This window comes from Marinobacter sp. MBR-105, from assembly GCF_053628895.1.
On record NZ_JBRJHG010000003.1, the window covers coordinates 36,766 to 56,404 of the forward strand.

A 19,639-nucleotide genomic window follows, 5' to 3' on the forward strand; every position below is an offset into this window, starting at 1 on the left:
GTCCGTGCCCGGCAGGCGATTATCCGAATACGAGGTCTAACGAAAAAAGCCCGCTAATTCAGAGAACTAGCGGGCTTTCGAAATAGTGGCTCCCCGAGCTGGGCTCGAACCAGCGACAAACGGATTAACAGTCCGTTGCTCTACCAACTGAGCTATCGGGGAACGTCGTCGTGTGACGAGGCGCGTATATTATGTTGGCCATACCGCCCCGTCAACCCCTCAGCTTAAAATTTTAGCCAAGAGCCTTCTGCAAACGCTCGACCGCCTTCTGCAGGTTATCCATGCTGGTGGCAAAGCTCAGCCGCATGTGCCCCGGGCAGCCAAACGCAGAGCCCGGAACCAGAGCCACGCCGGCCTCGGTCAGCAGCTTCTCGGCGAATTCCACATCGGTGCTCACGCCGTCAGTGGCATCGATTGCACCCTGGAAGCTCGGGAAGACATAAAACGTGCCGTCGCCGTTCAGGCAGTCCACACCAGGCAGCTTGTTCAGGGCCGCTACCAGCCAGTCGTGGCGTTCCCTGAAAGCCTTGACCATCTCGCCCACGCACGCCTGATCTCCATCCAGAGCGGCTGTTGCGGCGGCCTGGGAGATAGAGCAGGGGTTCGAGGTGCTCTGGGACTGGATCTTCTTCATGGCACCGATGATTTTTGCCGGGCCAGCGGCATAGCCGATACGCCAGCCAGTCATGGAGTAGGCCTTGGAGACACCGTTCAGTACGAAGGTGCGGTCATACAGCTCCGGGCAAGCGTTCAGGATGTTGCAGAACGGCTTGCCAGTCCACAGGATCGGCTCGTACATATCGTCGGTGGCAATCATGATGTTCGGGTGCTTTTTAAGCACCTCACCGATGGCCTGCAGCTCTTCCATGGTGTAAGCCATGCCACTGGGGTTGGACGGGCTGTTGATCACGAACAGGCGGGTGCGCTCAGTAATGGCGTTTTCCAGCTGTTCCGGCGTGATCTTGAAGCGAGTCTCTGCGGTGGTTTCGATGATCACCGGTTTGCCTTCGGCCACCAGCACCATATCCGGGTAGGAAACCCAGTAGGGTGCGGGAATGATGGCCTCGTCGCCTTCATTCAGTGTCGCCAGGGCGAGGTTGAAAAAGCTCTGTTTGCCACCACTGCTTACCAGTATCTGGTTGGCTTCGTATTCCAGGCCGTTGTCCCGTTTGAACTTCGCAATAATCGCTTTCTTCAGCGCGGGCGTACCATCCACGGCGGTGTACTTGGTCTGGCCGTTGTTGATGGCGTCGATAGCCGCCTGTTTGATGTGATCGGGGGTGTCGAAGTCAGGCTCGCCAGCACCGAGGCCGATAATATCCTGGCCGGCCGCACGGAGTTCAGCGGCTTTATTGGTAACTGCGAGGGTGGGGGAAGGCTTGATCGCCTGTACTCGGCTGGAAAGTTGAAGGTCCAAACTTGAGCTCCTTAAAGCTGCGTCTTATTGGGCTGCGATCGGCCGGGCAACTGGAGCCAAAGTTACTGGCTGATTTTTCACCCAGCCGTCGATCGCACAGATGGTATCATGAAGCTGCCAGAACGCTAAATTTCTTGAGGATGCGACGCAAATATTCCGTCGTTTCCGGTGTCCGGAGGTTAAAACGCCAGATATGGCCAACAAAGCATCCAGTGCGAGGGAAGGGGCTTTTCGCGTCGATTCGCCCTACCAACCTGCAGGTGACCAGCCCAAAGCGATTGCGGGACTGGTTGACGGCATTGAATCCGGGCTTGCCCATCAAACCCTGCTCGGGGTAACCGGTTCTGGCAAGACTTTCACCATTGCCAATGTGGTTCAGCAGGTCCAGCGGCCAACCATCATTATGGCCCATAACAAGACCCTGGCGGCGCAGCTCTATGGCGAGTTCAAGGAGTTCTTCCCCGATAACGCAGTGGAGTACTTCGTCTCCTACTACGATTACTACCAGCCGGAGGCCTACGTACCGTCTTCCGATACCTTTATCGAAAAAGACGCCTCCATCAATGAGCACATTGAGCAGATGCGGCTGTCGGCCACCAAGGCTTTGCTGGAGCGCCCGGATGCCATCATTGTCGCGACGGTTTCTTCCATCTACGGTCTGGGTGATCCGCAATCCTATCTGAAAATGATGCTGCACCTGGACCGGGGTGACCAGATGGATCAACGGTATATCCTGCGGCGGCTGGCCGAACTGCAGTACACCCGCAATGACATCGAGTTCCATCGCGCCAATTATCGGGTGCGGGGCGATGTCATTGATGTCTTCCCGGCAGAATCCGAGAAGGAAGCCATTCGCATCGAACTGTTCGATGATGAAGTGGAGAACCTGAGCTATTTTGACCCGCTTACCGGAGAGGTGCTCAGGCGGGTGCCGCGCGTGACCATTTACCCGAAGTCCCACTATGTCACCCCCCGGCAGACCGTGCTGGATGCGGTCGAGCACATCAAGCAGGAGCTTGATGTTCGGCTGCAGCAGTTGAGGGATAACAACCGGCTGGTGGAAGCTCAGCGGCTGGAGGAGCGTACCCGCTACGACATCGAGATGATGCTGGAGCTCGGTTACTGCAATGGTATCGAGAACTACTCCCGCTATCTCTCCGGGCGGAATCCCGGTGAAGCGCCACCCACGCTGTTTGACTACCTGCCACCCAACGCTTTGCTGGTAGTGGACGAGTCCCACGTGACCATTCCGCAGATTGGCGCCATGTACAAAGGGGACCGGTCCCGCAAGGAAACCCTGGTGGAGTACGGTTTCCGTCTGCCATCAGCACTGGACAACCGCCCCATGCGGTTTGAGGAGTGGGAGCGAATTGCGCCCCAGATGATCTTTGTTTCGGCCACCCCGGGGAATTATGAGGCCGAGCATGCTGGCCAGGTGGTGGAGCAGGTGGTACGACCGACTGGGCTGCTGGACCCGGAGATTGAGGTTCGGCCCGCGTCTACCCAGGTGGATGATCTGCTGTCTGAGATTCACCAGCGCGTGGAGGTGAATGAGCGGGTGCTGGTCACAACACTTACCAAGCGCATGGCCGAGGATCTGACCGACTTCCTGATGGAGCACGACATTCGCGTGCGTTATCTGCATTCGGACATTGATACCGTAGAGCGAGTGGAGATTATTCGGGATCTGCGGCGGGGCGAGTTTGACGTGCTGGTGGGCATCAACCTGCTTCGGGAGGGGCTGGATATGCCGGAAGTGTCACTGGTGGCAATACTGGATGCGGATAAAGAAGGCTTCCTGCGCTCAGAGCGTTCGCTCATACAGACCGTTGGTCGGGCCGCCCGTAACGTGAACGGCAAGGCCATTCTGTATGGCGACAGGATCACCGGTTCCATGCAGCGGGCCATTGATGAGACCGAGCGTCGTCGTGCCAAGCAGATGGCACACAACGAGGAGCATGGTATTACCCCCACCGGTCTTAACAAGAAGATCGCGGATATTATGGAGGGTGCCGCGGGCGGCGGCGGTCGTGGCCGGCGCAAAGCGGAGCGTCCCGGGCAGAAGGCTGCTGAAGAAGCCGAGGATTATCGCGTAAAGGTAGGCAATCGCTCGCCGGAAGATGTCCTCAAGGAAGTGGCGAAACTGGAAGACGAGATGTACAAAGCCGCCGCGGATCTGGATTTCGAGACCGCGGCGCGCCTGCGGGATCAGATTTCGGAACTGAAGGAAGCGGCCCTGCGGACCGGCTGATCAGTGGCGTTTGGGGCCGACAATCACTGCCGCCTGCAGGGGCTGGTTGCGGCCATAGCGCGACATCTTGTCGAATACCCGTCGGTCGATGGGCAGGTATTGCTTGTCGGCCACGGTTTCCCCTTCCTCGGTATCGATTTCCGGGTCATGCAGGTACACGAAATCCTCGTCGATGGCACATACGGTTACCCAGTGCGGCACCCGGCTCCGGTTCAGTTGCCAGGTGCTGATCAGGATGACAGGGATGCGCCCGTCATGCAGGGCCTTCTCCATTGCCTCCAGGGTTAGCGGGTCGTGATGCAGCTGGATTTCAGTCTGCCCGATATCGTGCAGGAACCCCTCGTGCACCAGTTCCAGTACCCGCTTTTTATCTTCGTTGCGGACCGTATCTTTGAACAGCGCGCCTTCCTGGCTGATCCAGGCACTGGCCTCGAAGCCCCGGTGCCAGGCAGATAGCGCAAGCCCATGGGGGCCACAACCGCCATGCCCGGCCAGCATGAAGATGGTGGTGGCTTCACGCCAGATTTTCAGCTCCTCCAGCGTGCTTACTGGTTGCTGTTCGTCAAGGGCCGCCATCGCCATGATTAATGCAGACGGACCGCAGGTGAACTCGGTGGTCTGGGGGTAATAGGGCACCGGAAGAAATTCGCGAGAGGGCTCGTAGTAGAGAATCCGTCGCTCGAACCGCAAGGCATCGCCGTGATCTTCGTAGTAGTCCCGGTAGGTGCCAAACTGCCGATATCCCAGCCGACGATACAGGGAAATGGCCCCGGTGTTGTCTTCACGCACTTCCAGCCGCATGATGATGCGATCAGCCTCAACCGCTTCCTTCTCCGCCTCACGGACCAGTCTTTCACCCACACCGCGGCCGCGGGCAACGGGTGAGACTGCAATCGAGTAAATCCGAGCCAGCCGGGTGGCTGCATTCATCAGCACCAGGCAGTAGCCCACCAGTTCGCCGTTCAATTCGGCGATAACCAGTCGGTCCCTGGGCATCTCCAGAAAGCGGCGGAAGCTGCGCCGGGATATTCTGTCCTCGGTAAAACAGCGGTTCTCCAGCTGAACGAGGGCATCCAGATCACTGGCATGGGCTTGGCGGAGCATTACATCGGTCATGGTCTGGTAAACCCGGTCAACGAGAAAAAGGTAGCGCCTGGCGGGCACGCTCATTGCCGCTATTATGGTAGACAGATGCCATCCCGTCATAGCAGCGGATGATGCGTAAAAGCACGCATCTTCAGGCGATTGTCTGGCAAGGTGATGGGGCGTATTGTTGCCGGAATTATCAGGCTCTACCTTCAGGGAGGAATGCCGCTTTATGTCCCGATTGCTCATCGTTGTAGATCGCGCCAAAGACTGGGCACCGTACTACCCCAGCGAAGACGTGCTTACTTTCGATCAATACCTTCAGTTCACCGCCCCGGCTAACAGCCGCGTGCGGGTGATAAACCTGTGCCAGAGTGCCAGGTATCTGAGCAGGGGCTATTACTGTTCGTTGCTGGCCGAGGCGCGCGGGCACCACGTGGTGCCATCGGTTATGACACTTAACGACCTGAGCCGTAAGGGACTGTTTTCGCTTGAACTCGAAGAGCTGGACAGCAGTGTCATCCAGTGGCTGGAAAAATCAGCCTCCGAAATCGATCCCGCCACCGATGACCGGGACGCTACCCATGAAGTACGAATCCGAACCTATTTTGGCCAGGCCGAACATCCGGACCTGAAGCCCGTGGCCCGTGCCCTGTTCGAGCGGTTTCCGTGCCCGATTCTGGAAGTGGTGTTCCGTCACCGCAAACAATGGCAGATCGAAACCATGAAGCCGGCGGCACCGGCGGATCTTGACGAGCGCGAGCAGGATTTGTTCGCGGCCGCCCTGGATCGCTTCAGCAGCATGATCTGGCGCAAACCCCGCACCCGTCGCCGCTACCGTTTTGATCTGGCTATGCTGGTGAACCCGGAGGAAGAGTTGCCTCCGAGCGATGAGATGGCCCTGAAGCGTTTTGAGCGTGCTGGCAGAAAGCTGGGAATTAACGTGGAGCGCATTACCCGCCGGGATTACATGCGCCTGCCGGAATATGATGGTCTGTTTATTCGTGAAACCACCGCTATTGATCACCACACTTATCGGTTTGCTCGCAAGGCAGAGGCCGAGGGGATGGTGGTAATTGACGACCCGGTGTCGATTCTGCGTTGTACAAACAAGGTGTTTCTGGCGGACCTGCTTAAAAACAACAAGGTGCCAACACCGAAAACGCTGATCCTTTCAAAGGATCAGAAGGATGCGGTACAGCAGGTGAGTAATGAACTGGGCTTTCCTGTGGTCATCAAAATTCCGGATGGCGCCTTTTCCCGTGGTGTGATCAAAGCCAAGGACGAAAAGGAACTTCGGGCAGGGCTGAAAGACCTGTTCAAACAGTCTGCGTTGGTATTGGCTCAGGAGTACTTCTACACGGATTACGATTGGCGCATTGGTGTGCTTGGCGGTCGGGCCATTTATGCCTGTAAATATCTGATGGTGAAAGGTCACTGGCAGATTTACCAGCACGGTGGTGCCACAGTGGAAAGTGGCGGTTTTGAAACCATGCCCACCTACGAGGTGCCTCGCAATGTCATCCAGGCGGCATTGAATTCGACCCGGTTGATCGGTAATGGGCTTTACGGTGTCGACATCAAACAAGCCGGGAATCGGGTGGCGGTGATTGAAGTGAATGACAACCCGAGTATCGACTCGGGTGTGGAAGACAAGTTCCTGGGCGGAGAGCTGTATACCCTGGTGATGCAGGAATTCCTGTCGCGCATGGAGGAGAACCGGCGCCGGTAAACCGGCGCGTCAGTTGGCAGCGACCCAGACCCGGACGCTGCCAAACCAGGGGTAGTCTGCCAGAACCGCTCGAACCTGTTCCGTGGTCAGGTGTGGCCCGGAATGGTTTTCATCCAGGAAGATTTCAAGGTGGATGCGATTCTTGAGGTAATGAAGCCGGAGCCGGCTTTGTGGTGGTAGCTCTCCCAGCTTCTCTGTCAGCAGGCGACGAAGTGCTTCGCGATCGGGTAGCCCCGGGTCGGTGGCGTGGGGCACTTTTTCATCGTTCTCGGCGTCGATATGGAAGTTGATGTCCCGAATGTTCTCCAGGGCATCCCGCATGCCCGTGACCACCTTCATACCAATCTGATGCCCTTCGGAAACGCTGATTTCCGGGCGAACCACCAGGTGTACGTCCAGCAGGATGTCGTGCCCCATCCGCCGGCTGCGCAGTTCATGAACATTTCGCACGCCATCCGTTTCCAGGGCAATGGTTTTCAACATCCGGGTATCATCTTCGGACAGACCTGTGTCGACCAGTTCTTTCACGCTGTCCCAGGTGAATTTCCAGCCGATGTGCACAATGATGGCTGCAATGAGGACGGCGGCTACCACGTCGAGCCAGACGAAACCCAGCATGGCACCGATGGTAGATACCAGAACGACCACTGACGAAAATGCATCGGTACGGCTGTGCCAGGCGTTGGCAATGATCAGGTCTGAGCGGATTTTCATGCCAACATGGCGAGTATAACGGTAGATCCATTCCTTGCCTGCTACCGAGGCTGCGGCCGCTACCAGCACTGGCCAGCCCGGAACCAGCTGCGCTTCACCGGACAGGAGCCTGAGAATGTTCTCCCAGGCCAGGGCCGCGCCCACGGCAATAAGAATGCTGCCCAGTACCAGAGTGCCGAGGGTTTCGATTCGCTGGTGTCCGTATGGATGGTCCGCATCTGGCTCCTTACGGGACAGACGCATGACCGCCAGAACCACCCAATCCGATGCCACATCGGTAAATGAATGGATACCATCCACCAGTAGCGCCTGGGAATTAAAAAGAGTGCCGCCAATGACTTTTATGATGCCCAGAACGGCATCGAGAATCATGCCAATGATCGTGACCCGGGTCGCCGCATGCTTCTCGGATTCGAGATTATTCTGGCGCTGCTGGCTGGGTTGATCAGGCTGTTCCATTGGATTCACTCCGGGCTTTTCGCGATGAGGGCAGTATAACGGGAATAACCGTAGAAATGGGTGGAATTAATGGCCTGGCTGTGATCGATTTATGCACATCATGACGAATTGGTTATCCGTTAGCATTTTGTTACCAAAGCCGTCAAATGTTAATTTTATCTATTTAAGCTATTGATAAATATAGGGAAAATAACTGATCAAAAAATGATCAATTTGTAGGCTGGCGCAGTTATCAAGGGGTCGGGGCGCTTGCTCGGCAATTTTCAACAGGGTTATCCACAGATTCCGTGGAAAAGCGTCGGGAGGCTATACAGGGCGGGGTTTTCGGGACTAATTGGGGTTTACACAAGATGGTGTGGAAAACTTTCGGTATACTCCTGCCACCCGGAGAAAGGAGTTTGACGATGTACGGCCTTCTGAGAAACCTGCTGTTCCGATTGCCACCGGAGCGGGCCCATAATGTTGCCCTTGGCAGCCTGGATGTTGCTCAAAAACTGGGCATCCTGAATACATTTACCCGACAGCCGGAGCCTTGCCCGGTAAACGTGATGGGCCTGGAATTCCCGAATCCGGTTGGATTGGCTGCTGGGCTGGACAAAAACGCCGACCACATTGATGCTCTTGGTGCTCTTGGTTTCGGGTTTATCGAAGTGGGCACTGTTACGCCTCTGGCACAGCCCGGTAATCCAAAACCCCGAATGTTCCGGTTGCCGGAGCACCAGGCCATCATTAACCGCATGGGGTTCAATAATGAAGGCCTGGAACACCTCATTACCAATGTCCGCCACCGCCGTTACCGGGGCGTACTGGGCATTAATGTCGGCAAGAACAAAGACACCCCGAATGAGCAGTCTGAACAGGACTACCGTAAAGGAATAGCGGCTGTTTACCCCTATGCCGACTACATCACCGTTAATGTATCTTCTCCCAATACGCCGGGCCTCCGGGATCTGCAGTTTGGCGATTCGCTCAAGCAGCTTTTGCACGCCATAAAGGAAGAGCAGGCAGCGTGTGAGCAAAAGCATGGCCGCTATGTGCCGGTGGCTGTAAAGATCGCCCCGGATATGGACGAGCAGGGCATTCGCTTTGTGGCTGCAGCATTGCTCGAATCTGGCCTGGATGGTGTGATTGCCACCAACACCACGATCAGCCGGGAGGCGGTGAAGGGGCACGCTCACGAGCAGGAGGCGGGCGGTCTCAGCGGTGCACCGGTACGGGAAGCGTCTGTGAAAGTGATTCAGGGGCTGTATGCTGAGCTGGGCGATCGGCTGCCGATTATTGGCGTGGGCGGCATCACGGATGGCGACAGTGCGGCAGAGAAGATTCGCGCAGGCGCAAAGCTGGTGCAGATCTATACCGGGTTTATTTATCGTGGCCCGTCATTGATCAACGAAGCAGTGGAAGCGATCCGGAAAGAAATCAGCTGAGGCAGAAAGAAGGTGGGCCCGCTGAGCGGGCCCTTGCGGGGAATAAACCCCGTAGCGCTTTTTCGCATGGTACGGGGCGGGAGGCCCCGTTTGGGTTGCTCTGGTTACTGCTCTGATTGTGATTTGTGTGTAAAAATTGAAAAAAACAGATCAGGGTTAAACGGGGTTGGCCATTATGTTGCGGTTACGTTGGCCAGTTTATGGATGCCGGAGACGCCGGTCATGCCCTCCCAGTTATCTGTGCGGCCTTCTCGCCACCCGTTCAGCCATTCCTGGCGGACTTCCGGTTGTTCTAATGGGCAGCTGTCTTTGGATTTGCCGGACACGCCAGCGAGATAACCCCGCTTGAATGCACGAGCGTACATGTCTCTCTTCTGTCTTTTCATGCCGTTCCTCACTGATGGATTAACAGAACAAGCGTGTACACATCTGCAGTGACCTTGGCAGTCGGGAGCCTCTCCGGGACAACCCACTATTGCCAGCTCCGGTCAGAGCAGTCAGGATCCTGTTAACGGAGACTTTTATTCGGCCTCCGGAACGACGCGTCAACTACAAGGTAAGACGAATCTCGCGCCGGTGTACACTATTTATTTCATCTATATGGCGCTTCTTTTATATTTTTGTGAAATAACGATGACAGTCGCTAAAAGGCTTTTACTGCCATTCCGGAAACTTACCGGCCCTATTCAGAAAACCAGGAGTTGATCTTGTCCAAGCATGTCTTTTTCGTAACCTGCCCCAAAGGCGTCGAGTACCTCCTGGCCGATGAATTGAAAGAATTCGGCCTGAACCTTGTGCGGAATGCACCCGCCGGTGTCTGGGTTGAGGGCGAGCTGGAGAACGGCTATCGGGCCTGTCTGTGGTCCCGTTTGGCGAACAGGGTGATTCTGAATGTGGCGGATGTGGATGCCCGGAGCGCCGACGAACTATATGCCGGTGTCGTGGATCTTGACTGGCAGGCCCATATACCCGCGGGGGGGAGCTTCCGGGTAACGTTTCTTGGCCAGAACGAAGCCATCCGGAACACTCAGTTTGGCGCCCAGAAAGTGAAAGATGGCATTGTTGACAGCATTCGGGGTGCCGGTGCACCCAGGCCCTCGGTTGCACCGAAAGACCCGGATGTCACGGTATCGGCGCGGTTGAACCGGGGCCGCTTGTCGTTGGGGATTGATCTGAGTGGCCACAGCCTTCATATGCGGGGCTACCGAACTGAAAAGGGTATCGCGCCCTTGAAAGAAAACCTTGCAGCGGCTTTGCTGCTGCGGGCAGGGTGGCCAGAGATTGCCGCTAACGGTGGTGACTTTGTGGACCCGATGTGCGGTTCCGGTACGCTGGTGGTTGAAGCTGCGTTGATGGCGCTGGACATTGCGCCGGGGCGGAAGCAGGAGCGGTTCGGGTTCGAAAAGTGGCCAGGACACCAGCCCGAGCTCTGGCTGTCGCTGCGCCAGGAAGCGGAGCGTCGGGCCCATGAGGGCAAGCAGGGGCGCATTCCCACTTTTTATGGTTTTGATCAGGATTGTCGCGTGATTGCGACTGCGGAGAAGAACATCCTGCGAGCTGGCCTGGAAGGTATCGTTCGTGTAGAAGCCAGGCCGATCTCCGAATTCACTCGCGAGAATGACTGGAGCGATACTGGGCTGGCGCTGACCAACCCGCCCTACGGTGAGCGGTTGAGTGAGCGCAAGGAGCTGGCGGCCCTGTACCAGAGCCTTGGAGAGGTTGTGGCTCGGGAGCTCACCGGATGGCGCTTGGGGGTGTTCACCGGTGCGCCGGAGTTCGGAAAATCCCTCGGTTTGCGAAGCTTCAAGCAGTACAAGTTGTTCAATGGCAAGCTGCCGGCGCAGCTGTTGCTGTTCGAAGTACAGCCGGAGAATGCCCGCACGCCCCGTGATCCGGCCGCGCCGGGGCAGATTATGCCTCGCATCGCCAACGCCGAACGGGCAGATATGCTGCGTAACCGTCTCAAGAAGAATCTGAAAACGATTGGCCAGTGGGCCAGGAAGCAGAACATTGGCTGTTACCGCCTATACGATGCCGATATGCCGGAATATGCCCTGGCGATCGATATCTACGAGGGGCGGGTACATGTTCAGGAATACCTCGCCCCGAAATCAGTTGACGAAAAGGCAGCCAGAGAGCGCCTTGCCGAAGCCATGGCGGTGATCCCGGAAGTGCTTGAGGTCGCGCCGGAGGATCTGGTGTGCAAGCAACGTCAGCGCCAGACCGGTACCCGGCAATATGAAAAACAGGCGGCGACCGGCGAGTACTTTAACGTGCACGAGCACGGCTGCGCCCTGAAGGTGAACCTGAAAGACTATCTGGATACCGGCCTGTTCCTGGATCATCGCCCGGTACGTTACTGGATCCAGCAACATGCCAGGGGCAAGCGTTTTCTGAACCTGTTCTGTTATACCGGCGCAGCGACCGTGCACGCAGCGGTTGGCGGAGCCAGCCGCACCCTGAGCCTGGACATGTCCAAAACCTACGTCAGCTGGGCTCAGGATAACCTGGCTCTCAACTCGGCAGATCCGCGCAAGCATGTCGTCGAACAGGCAGACTGTCTGGCCTGGCTGGCAGACCGAAAAACCGCGAATCAGACCTTTGATCTGATTTTCATGGACCCGCCCACCTTCTCAAACTCAGCCCGGATGGCTGGCGTTCTCGATATTCAGCGCGATCATGCCGATCTGGTGCGGCAGTGCATGGCACGACTGTCCAGTGATGGCCTGCTGATTTTCTCCAATAACTTCCGTAAGTTCAGGCTGGATGAGGCGCTGGAGTCAGAGTTTGAAGTGAAAGAGGTGAGTGCCAGCACTCTGGACAAGGATTTTCAGCGCAACCCCAAAATCCATCGGTGCTGGCATATCCGGCATCAGAACTCGTAACGGATACCTGAGGAGAACTGGAAGGCATTGGCGCTGGTGTCCGTGTCTTCAAACAGCTTGCCGCCCTCGAAAACCAGGTAGGTGTTATCCATCAGTTCCAGGTCCAGGCCGGCCAGCCAGCTGAAGCTGAAACTGCTGCTCGGGTAATCGCCCTCGATATCCCGAAACTGGGCATTGGCGTCGGCATCCCGGTTGTCGAGGGTTGCCTCCCCGCTGACATGGGTAAAGCCAGCCTGGGCATAGACATTGCCAAGCTCACCGATGGGGTAGTGCAGGCCCATGTACCAGCTGCCGAAGTAGTCGACGGCCAGGCTCAGGTCGCCACGGGAAATCTCGGCGTCTGCCAAGCCGCCCCCCAGCCTCACCTCTGCATGAATCAGGTCGCTCAGGTGGCCGCCAATCACCAGTGTCGCTGCCTGGCCCCAGCCATCCTCGTCGGACTGCCCGATGGAGCGGTGTTCAATGGCTGTCGCCAACAGTCCGACATAGTGTTTATCGGAGCGAGGGGTCTCCTGGCCAAAGGCGGCGCAAGAAAACAGGCCAAGCGCTATCAGGCTGGATGTGAGGAAACGGGGTGTGACCTTGTTCATTATTATCAGGCTTCCTGTCAGTAACGGTACTGACGCCCGATTCTGCCTTGTGTAACGCAATGTTACGCGGACTCATGTCACAGTTCCCCGTGATCAGGGGCCGGACCTCAATCCTCCAGGTAGCCTTCCTCACGGGCCAGCAACAGCAGGGAATATACGCCGTTTTCCGGCAGCTGCGGTTCAAGCCCTTCATCAAAGAGCAACTGCCGGCGGCGGTCTTCCAGTGCTTCGCTGTCCAGGCCGGTAATCAGCTCGGAAATGGGGGCGATTTCAAACGGGGCCTCCTGGCGAACGGCACTGAAGATCAGGTCTATCAGGATTTCGTCCGGATCCAGTCCATCCACGTATACGGTCTGGTCCGGCAGATCCTCGTGCAGCTCCCTGGCCAGTTCCAGCAGGGGGACCCCCTGTTCTTCCAGATACAGCAGGTCTACATCGCCCAGGTCGCCATCTTCGGGCAACCAGGCATCCTCCGGTGCAATTACCACGGTTTTCATCTGGCCGTCTGCAAGGGACCAGGCGATGGCCGTGGGAAACAGGGCGTCGTCGGTCTGGCAGTATTCGATATCCAGAAAGCGGGGTAGTGACACAGTGAACTCCGGAATCTTCGGTGAGTGCTTATGGCGGTGCGCAGCGTACCCGGTAGGAGCCGGCGCGGCTTCATGCCATACTGTAGCCGCCATTATCATGCAATCAGGAAGATCATGGAACACACTGAATTCAATAAAGACTTGATTGAGTTTTTGAATGCCTCGCCGACTCCGTGGCATGCGGTCAATACCATGAAAACGCGTCTTGAAGCAGCGGGATTTCAACCGCTGGACGAGCGCGAAGAATGGTCGTTGCAGCCAGGGCAGGGCTACTACGTAACCCGTAATGGCTCGTCTATTGTTGCCTTTCGTACCGGCACCAAGGATGTGGTCAGTTCCGGCATCCGGATGGTGGGAGCCCATACCGACAGCCCCTGCCTGAAGGTCAAACCGAACCCTGAGATTCGCCGCAAGGGCTTTTTCCAGTTGGGTGTGGAAGTGTATGGGGGCGTATTGCTGAACCCCTGGTTTGACCGGGATCTTTCTTTGGCCGGCCGTGTGACGGTATTGGACGACAACGGCAAAGTACGGGACACCCTGGTGAATTTCCGCAAGCCGGTGGCGATCATTCCGAGCCTGGCCATCCATCTGGACCGGGAGGCGAACAGCAGTCGCACCGTTAATGCCCAGACCGATCTTCCGCCGGTGGTTATGCAGGTACCGGAAACCGATACCACCACCTTTGCCGAGTTGCTGAAACAGCAGATTGCCAAAGAATCCGGGCTGCAGACCAGCAAGATTCTGGGCTATGAGCTGAGTTTTTACGATGCACAGGGTGCAGCTCTGGTGGGGCTGCGTGAAGAGTTCCTGGCCTCCGCACGGCTCGATAATCTGCTCAGTTGTTATATCGGCCTGCAGGCCCTGCTGGAAACCTCTGGTGACGAGCCGGCACTACTGGTCTGCAATGACCATGAGGAAGTGGGCAGTATGTCCGCCGAAGGTGCCCAGGGGCCGTTTCTCACGGCGGTGCTGGACCGCTGGTGTGGCGCCGGGAAAAGCCGTGCCATTGCTCGTTCCATGATGATTTCTGCGGATAACGCCCACGGTATTCATCCAAACTACGCAGACCGACATGATGAGAATCATGGGCCATTGTTGAATCAGGGGCCGGTCATCAAGGTAAACCACAATCAGCGTTACGCCACCAACAGTCGTTCCGCCGCCCTCTATCGCCACATCAGCGATGAACTGGGGTTGCCGCACCAGACATTTGTGGTGCGCAGTGACATGGGGTGTGGCAGCACGATCGGGCCGTTGACCGCGGGAAATCTTGGCGTGACCACGCTGGATATCGGCGTACCCCAGTTTGCCATGCACTCGATTCGTGAAATGATCGGTACACGGGATGGTTATACGCTGTTCCAGGTGTTGCGGGAGTTCATGCAGCGGGCCGAGGTTTTCTGAGGCCCAAAAGAAAAGGCCGCTGATATCTGATCAGCGGCCTTTCGGAATAAGTGGCTCCCCGAGCTGGGCTCGAACCAGCGACAAACGGATTAACAGTCCGTTGCTCTACCAACTGAGCTATCGGGGAACAGCATCAATGTGGCGCGCATATTAAGTACTTTAATCAGGTTCGTCAACCCCCTGAAATGAAAGGTCAAAATTTGCACAGAGCTAAGCTTGAACCCTATCGTCCGCCGGTGTGGTTGCGTAATGGCCACGTCCAGTCGGTATGGCCGACCCTGTTCCGGAAAGTGACCCTGCCGGAACCGGAAACCGACATACTGGCCACCGACGATGACGACGAACTGCATCTGGACTGGTATCGCCAGGGCAGTGACCGGCTGGCGGTGATATCCCATGGGCTGGAAGGCCACAGCCGTAGGCCCTACGTGCTGGGTCTGGCCAGAGCATTGATGGCCGACGGCTGGGATGTGCTGGCATGGAACTTTCGGTCCTGCGGCGGGGTGATGAACCAACAGCCGCGCTTCTATCACAGTGGCGCCACTTCGGATCTGCATGCCGTCGTCAGTCACGCGCTGGGGCGGCGGTATCAGAACCTCTTCCTGTCAGGTTTCAGTATGGGTGGGAATCTCACGCTGCTGTACCTGGGTGAGCAGGGGGAGCATGTGGACAGCCGTATCAGTGGTGCGGTGGCCTACTCGGTGCCTCTGGACCTGGCGGGCAGCGCGGACGTGCTGGCGCGACCCAGCCGGCGTATTTACATGCAACGGTTTTTGACGGATCTGCACCTCAAGATGCGGGAAAAAGCGGACAGATTCCCTGATCTGATTGATGTCACGGGTTTCGAGGAAATCCGAAGTTTTCACGAATTCGATAATCGCTATACGGCACCACTGCATGGATTCCAGGACGCGGCCGACTATTGGGCCCGGTGTTCTGCTCTGTTCCGGTTGAGTGATATCCGGGTGCCAGCTCTGATAGTGAATGCAGCAGATGACCCGTTCCTTTCGGCCCGCTGTTTTCCGGACAGTCGCCGGGTATTGGGACATCACGTCCAGATGGAAATCCCGAAGTGGGGTGGGCATGTGGGGTTTGTCCAACATGCCCGGGACGGTTACTACTGGTCTGAACGCCGAGCTTTAGGGTTTGTCCGGCAGGTAATCTGAGTCGTCAGCTGCTGGCCTGTTTGTTCAGCAGCGGTTCCAGCTTTGGCCAGATGTTATCCAGCAGCCGGGGTTGTGCCTCTTCCGTCGGATGAATGCCATCACCTTGCATCAACCCGTCCTGATCGTAGATACCGTCCAGGAAGAAGGGAACCAGAACGGTATTGTAGCGGTCAGACAGGGTCGGAAAGATATCGGCGAACATGGTGGTGTAGCGCTGGCCGTAGTTAGGCGGGATCTGCATGCCCACCAGCAAAGGGGTGGCGCCGGTATCACGCACCTGTTCGATCATGTTCGCCAGGTTGGATTCGATTACGTTGGGAGGGAAGCCTCGCAAACCATCATTGCCGCCCAGCTCAATGACGACAATGGTTGGGTCGTGGGCTTCCAGCAGGCCTGGCAGGCGCCGCAGGCCACCGTCGGTGGTTTCACCGCTGATGCTGGCGTTTACTACGGTCCAGTCCAGATCCTGGCTCTCGATGCGATCCCGCAGCAGCTCTACCCACGCGGTTTCCGAGGGTACGCCATAGGCGGCACTCAGGCTGTCGCCCAGTACCAGCACCGTGTTCTGGCTGGCCAGAACAGGCAGGGCGATAAGAAGCAGGGCCGAGAGTGCGATTGATCTGACGTACAGCGATATCGTATGCATAGTAAATTCATATACCCTTTACAGATTCAACAATACAGACAACGGAGCAACCGTGAACCAGATGACGGATCTCAGTAAAACCGATAGCAGCCCGATGTTGCGGGTGTCTGATCTAACCCATCGGGTCAGCCTGGAAACCGATACGCTCACGATCTTGCAGGGGGTCAGTCTGGAAATCAATCGGGGAGAGTCCGTAGCCATTGTCGGTCGGTCTGGTTCCGGTAAAACCACGCTGCTTGGGTTGCTTGCTGGCCTGGACACGCCCACCGAAGGTACCGTAGAGCTGGATGGATCGGTAATCAGCAAGCTGAGTGAAGACGAGCGTGCCAAGCTCCGGGCCCGCCGGGTCGGGTTTGTGTTCCAGTCGTTCCAGTTGCTGCCGGCATTAACCGCGCTTGAAAATGTCATGCTGCCGCTGGAATTGGCCGGCATGGAAGCGCCGGAGCAGCGGGCCAGAGAGCTGCTTGAACGGGTCGGCTTGGGTGAACGGCTGAACCATACCCCTCGTCAGTTGTCCGGTGGCGAGCAGCAGCGGGTCGCGATTGCGCGTGCCTTTGCATCCGACCCCGCCATTCTGTTTGCAGATGAGCCCACGGGCAATCTGGATAACCGGACCGGGCAGGCGGTGTCTGACCTGCTGATGGATCTGAACCGGGAGCAGGGCACCACACTGGTGATGGTTACCCATGATGAACACCTTGCCGAACGTTGCGGCCGGCAGCTGCACATCGAGGCGGGCATGCTGACTGAGCCGGATCTGGCCGGGGAGCCGGCACACTGATGGGAGCCTCCAACAAACTCATGTCCGTGAGCCGAGACTGGCGAGAGCGCGATGTTCGTGTGGTGCTGGTTGCGCTGATTATTGCTGTTGCCACCGTAGCCACAATTGCGCTGTTCGCCAGCCAGTTGCAGCGTACCCTGGTATCGTCTGCCAGTTCTTTTCTGGCGGCAGATCGGCAACTGGAAGCCGAGAACGGCCGTCCGATCCCACAGGAATGGTTAGAGAATGCCCAGTCCCGAGGCCTGGAAACCGGGCGCATGGTGGAGTTCTCCACCATGGTCTTCGGAGAAAGCGGATTTCAGCTGGTCTCGGTCAAGGCGGTGAGTGACGAATATCCGTTGCGCGGCGAAATCGAGATCCAGCCCGGTGCTGAAGAGCCGAGACAGATTGTCAGTCAGGGCCCCGGCCCCGGCCAGGTGTGGGTGAATCCACGGTTGCTGCGTCTGCTCGAACTGGACATCGGCGATACTCTGGAAGTCGGCAATCTGAAGCTGGAAATTACTCGCTTGCTGATCCGCGAGCCGGATGGGGGCTTCCGGCTGTCATCATTGGCGCCACGGGTGATGATGCATGTGGATGATGTTGCCGCCACCGGTGTGGTCCAGGAAGGTAGCCGCGTGGAATATGTCTACCTGTTTGCCGGCGCCGAAGGTGTGCTTGAAGACTATTACCAGTGGCTGGAACCACAGCTGGAGCCCAGTCACGAGTGGGAAGGGGTCAGAGACGGTGAAACCTTCTCGCGCTCCCTGGAGCGGGCCGAACGCTTCCTGCTGCTGGGTGGCAGTCTTGCGGTGTTGCTGGCGGCGGTAGCCGTAGCGGTGGCCAGCCGGCAATACGCTCTGTCTCAAAGGGACACGGTGGCATTGCTGAAAACCCTTGGATTATCCAGCCGGGGCATTGGTGAGCTCTACCTGCGCCGCCTCACTCTGTGGGGTGTTGTTGGCGTGTTGGGTGGTCTGGCAGTGGCGTTACCATTGTTCTGGCTGTTGGTGCGTTTGCTGAGCGACCTGCTGGAACGGCCCGTTGATTTCTACCTGGATCCTTCCGCGTTAACGCCCGCCCTGTTAACGGCACTGGTTTCTCTATTCGCGTTTGCCTATCCGCCCATTCGCCGCCTGCGTAATGTTCCCGCCATGCGGGTATTACGCTCCCAGCCCGGCGAAACCGGCCGGGAAGCCATTCCGGATATCCTGCTGGCGGTGGTCGCCGTGTTTGGGTTGGTATGGATGTACGCCGGCGAGCTGATGCTGGTGGCCGCACTTTTGGGCGGGCTGGTACTGCTGCTGGGTGTGCTCGGTCTGCTGGGGTGGGGCATGGTCGCCCTGTTGCGCAGAGTGAAGGGTGGCGGCAACTCCTGGCGCCTGGCCCTGGTGGGCTTATATCGGCACCGACGTGCCAGCATGGCGCAGATGGCGGTTTTTGCCATGACGCTTATGCTGGCTGCTACGCTGGTGTTGGTGCGTTCCTCCCTGCTGGACGACTGGCAGGCCCAGCTGCCGGACGACGCGCCAAACCATTTCCTGATCAACATTGCCCCGGATGCGGTGGATGATGTTGAGGAATTCTGGGCCACTCGCGGCGCGCCCCTGGAGACGCTTTATCCGATGGTTCGCGGTCGCCTGACCGAACTGAACGGCGAGCCGGTGAAAGAAGCGGTCAGCAAGGATGAGCGGGTTGGTGCGCTGAACCGGGAGCTGAATCTGACCTGGATGCCGGAGCTGCCGGAAGACAACCGGATTGTGGATGGCCAGTGGTTCGGGCCGGGCGAAACCGAGGGGGTTTCGGTAGAAGCTGAGCTGGCGGAGAAACTCGGTTTGCAGCTGGGTGATCGGCTGACCTTCACCATCGGCTCCAGCAAGGTGACCGAGCCGGTAACGAGTATTCGTACCGTGCAGTGGGACAGCATGAAACCCAATTTCTACATGGCCTTCCCGCCCGATGGCGGTCTGACTGACATGCCCGCCACCTGGATTACCGCGTTCTATCTGAACCCGGACAATAAACTGGCTCTTAACGACTTCTCGCGCCAGTTCCCGACGGTCTCGGTGCTGGAGATAGACCATATCATTGATCGCATCCAGCAGATTGTGCAGCAGGTAACTCAGGCCATTGAGGCAATTCTGGCGCTGATTCTCGCGGCCGCCCTGGTGGTGATGGCAGCGGTTGTCAGTGCCACCCTGCGGGATCGTCAGAGGGAGGGGGCGTTGCTGCGAACCCTGGGCGGCCAGCAGTCGTTGTTGGCACGCAGTACCATGCTGGAATTCGCACTGTTGGGGTTCTTTGCCGGCACGCTCGGTGTGATTGCGGCGGAAGGGGCGGTATATGCGCTTCAGGCCGGAATGTTCGAGGGCACTTTCCGCTGGCACTGGCAGGTGATGCTGCCAGTACCGCTGATTGCAGCCATTCTGTTGGCGTTGTTTGGCCGCTGGCAATTACGACCAGTGCTTAGCGTATCGCCGATGCTACTGCTTCGTCGCCTCGAGTGATCGGG

15 protein-coding genes and 2 tRNA genes are annotated in these 19,639 nt (G+C 57.6%); 8 read left to right on the plus strand and 9 right to left on the minus strand.

Features of this window, described 5'->3' with window-relative positions; translation table 11 throughout:
* Positions 1-86: 86 nt before the first annotated feature.
* Both ACSSVV_RS04830 and ACSSVV_RS04835 read right to left on the minus strand, forming a co-directional pair.
* A tRNA-Asn gene (locus tag ACSSVV_RS04830) sits at positions 87-162 on the minus strand.
* A gap of 70 nt (positions 163-232) precedes the next feature.
* Entirely contained in the window at positions 233-1,417 is a 1,185-nt protein-coding gene (locus tag ACSSVV_RS04835) for a pyridoxal phosphate-dependent aminotransferase (RefSeq protein WP_023008149.1), read from the minus strand.
* A 193-nt stretch (positions 1,418-1,610) separates the two neighbouring features.
* Between ACSSVV_RS04835 and uvrB the strand changes: the two genes are divergently transcribed.
* Positions 1,611-3,668 (plus strand): excinuclease ABC subunit UvrB, encoded by a 2,058-nt coding sequence (gene uvrB, locus ACSSVV_RS04840; RefSeq protein ID WP_023011096.1) that lies wholly within the window; start codon positions 1,611-1,613, stop codon positions 3,666-3,668.
* Here uvrB and rimI read toward each other — a convergent pair whose 3' ends face one another.
* On the minus strand, positions 3,669-4,784 hold the full coding sequence (rimI, locus tag ACSSVV_RS04845) for a ribosomal protein S18-alanine N-acetyltransferase (protein ID WP_031211292.1): 1,116 nt from the start codon (positions 4,782-4,784) through the stop codon (positions 3,669-3,671).
* Between the two features lie 202 nt (positions 4,785-4,986).
* Here rimI and ACSSVV_RS04850 point away from each other — a divergent pair, with 202 nt between their 5' ends.
* A complete protein-coding gene (locus ACSSVV_RS04850; RefSeq protein WP_022992552.1) occupies positions 4,987-6,486 on the plus strand; it encodes a RimK family protein in 1,500 nt (499 codons plus the stop codon).
* Between the two features lie 9 nt (positions 6,487-6,495).
* On the opposite strand, the gene ACSSVV_RS04855 is transcribed toward ACSSVV_RS04850, so the two are convergent.
* Entirely contained in the window at positions 6,496-7,659 is a 1,164-nt protein-coding gene (locus tag ACSSVV_RS04855; RefSeq protein ID WP_014421812.1) for a cation diffusion facilitator family transporter, read from the minus strand.
* Between the two features lie 404 nt (positions 7,660-8,063).
* Between ACSSVV_RS04855 and ACSSVV_RS04860 the strand changes: the two genes are divergently transcribed.
* Entirely contained in the window at positions 8,064-9,086 is a 1,023-nt protein-coding gene (locus ACSSVV_RS04860) for a quinone-dependent dihydroorotate dehydrogenase (protein ID WP_454105666.1), read from the plus strand.
* A 173-nt stretch (positions 9,087-9,259) separates the two neighbouring features.
* Here ACSSVV_RS04860 and rmf read toward each other — a convergent pair whose 3' ends face one another.
* Positions 9,260-9,472: a ribosome modulation factor gene (gene rmf, locus ACSSVV_RS04865; RefSeq protein WP_011784548.1), complete on the minus strand. Its 213-nt coding sequence runs from the start codon at positions 9,470-9,472 to the stop codon at positions 9,260-9,262.
* Positions 9,473-9,793: 321 nt separating this feature from the next.
* On the opposite strand from rmf, the gene rlmKL reads away from it, so the two are divergent.
* Positions 9,794-11,971, plus strand: a complete 2,178-nt coding sequence (rlmKL, locus tag ACSSVV_RS04870; protein ID WP_022992550.1) for a bifunctional 23S rRNA (guanine(2069)-N(7))-methyltransferase RlmK/23S rRNA (guanine(2445)-N(2))-methyltransferase RlmL — start codon at positions 9,794-9,796, stop codon at positions 11,969-11,971.
* Here the strand turns inward: rlmKL and ACSSVV_RS04875 are convergent.
* Together ACSSVV_RS04875 and ACSSVV_RS04880 are read right to left on the minus strand one after the other, a co-directional pair.
* Positions 11,959-12,561, minus strand: coding sequence for an outer membrane beta-barrel protein (locus ACSSVV_RS04875; RefSeq protein ID WP_022992549.1), 603 nt, complete (start codon positions 12,559-12,561; stop codon positions 11,959-11,961). The two genes, rlmKL and ACSSVV_RS04875, sit on opposite strands and share 13 nt — an antisense overlap.
* Positions 12,562-12,668: 107 nt before the next feature.
* Entirely contained in the window at positions 12,669-13,151 is a 483-nt protein-coding gene (locus ACSSVV_RS04880; RefSeq protein WP_014421807.1) for a hypothetical protein, read from the minus strand.
* A 114-nt stretch (positions 13,152-13,265) separates the two neighbouring features.
* Here ACSSVV_RS04880 and ACSSVV_RS04885 point away from each other — a divergent pair, with 114 nt between their 5' ends.
* Positions 13,266-14,555 carry a M18 family aminopeptidase gene (locus ACSSVV_RS04885; protein WP_022992548.1) on the plus strand — a complete coding sequence of 430 codons (1,290 nt, stop codon included), beginning with the start codon at positions 13,266-13,268 and terminating at the stop codon, positions 14,553-14,555.
* A gap of 51 nt (positions 14,556-14,606) precedes the next feature.
* Here the strand turns inward: ACSSVV_RS04885 and ACSSVV_RS04890 are convergent.
* A tRNA-Asn gene (locus ACSSVV_RS04890) sits at positions 14,607-14,682 on the minus strand.
* A 73-nt stretch (positions 14,683-14,755) separates the two neighbouring features.
* Between ACSSVV_RS04890 and ACSSVV_RS04895 the strand changes: the two genes are divergently transcribed.
* Positions 14,756-15,721, plus strand: a complete 966-nt coding sequence (locus tag ACSSVV_RS04895; RefSeq protein WP_227499530.1) for a YheT family hydrolase — start codon at positions 14,756-14,758, stop codon at positions 15,719-15,721.
* Between the two features lie 4 nt (positions 15,722-15,725).
* On the opposite strand, the gene ACSSVV_RS04900 is transcribed toward ACSSVV_RS04895, so the two are convergent.
* Entirely contained in the window at positions 15,726-16,367 is a 642-nt protein-coding gene (locus tag ACSSVV_RS04900) for an arylesterase (protein ID WP_022992546.1), read from the minus strand.
* 61 nt (positions 16,368-16,428) lie between these two features.
* Between ACSSVV_RS04900 and ACSSVV_RS04905 the strand changes: the two genes are divergently transcribed.
* Positions 16,429-17,148 carry an ABC transporter ATP-binding protein gene (locus ACSSVV_RS04905; RefSeq protein ID WP_081698857.1) on the plus strand — a complete coding sequence of 240 codons (720 nt, stop codon included), beginning with the start codon at positions 16,429-16,431 and terminating at the stop codon, positions 17,146-17,148.
* Positions 17,148-19,634, plus strand: a complete 2,487-nt coding sequence (locus tag ACSSVV_RS04910) for an ABC transporter permease (RefSeq protein WP_023011095.1) — start codon at positions 17,148-17,150, stop codon at positions 19,632-19,634. Before ACSSVV_RS04905 ends, ACSSVV_RS04910 begins: the two co-directional genes overlap by 1 nt.
* Positions 19,635-19,639 lie beyond the last annotated feature (5 nt).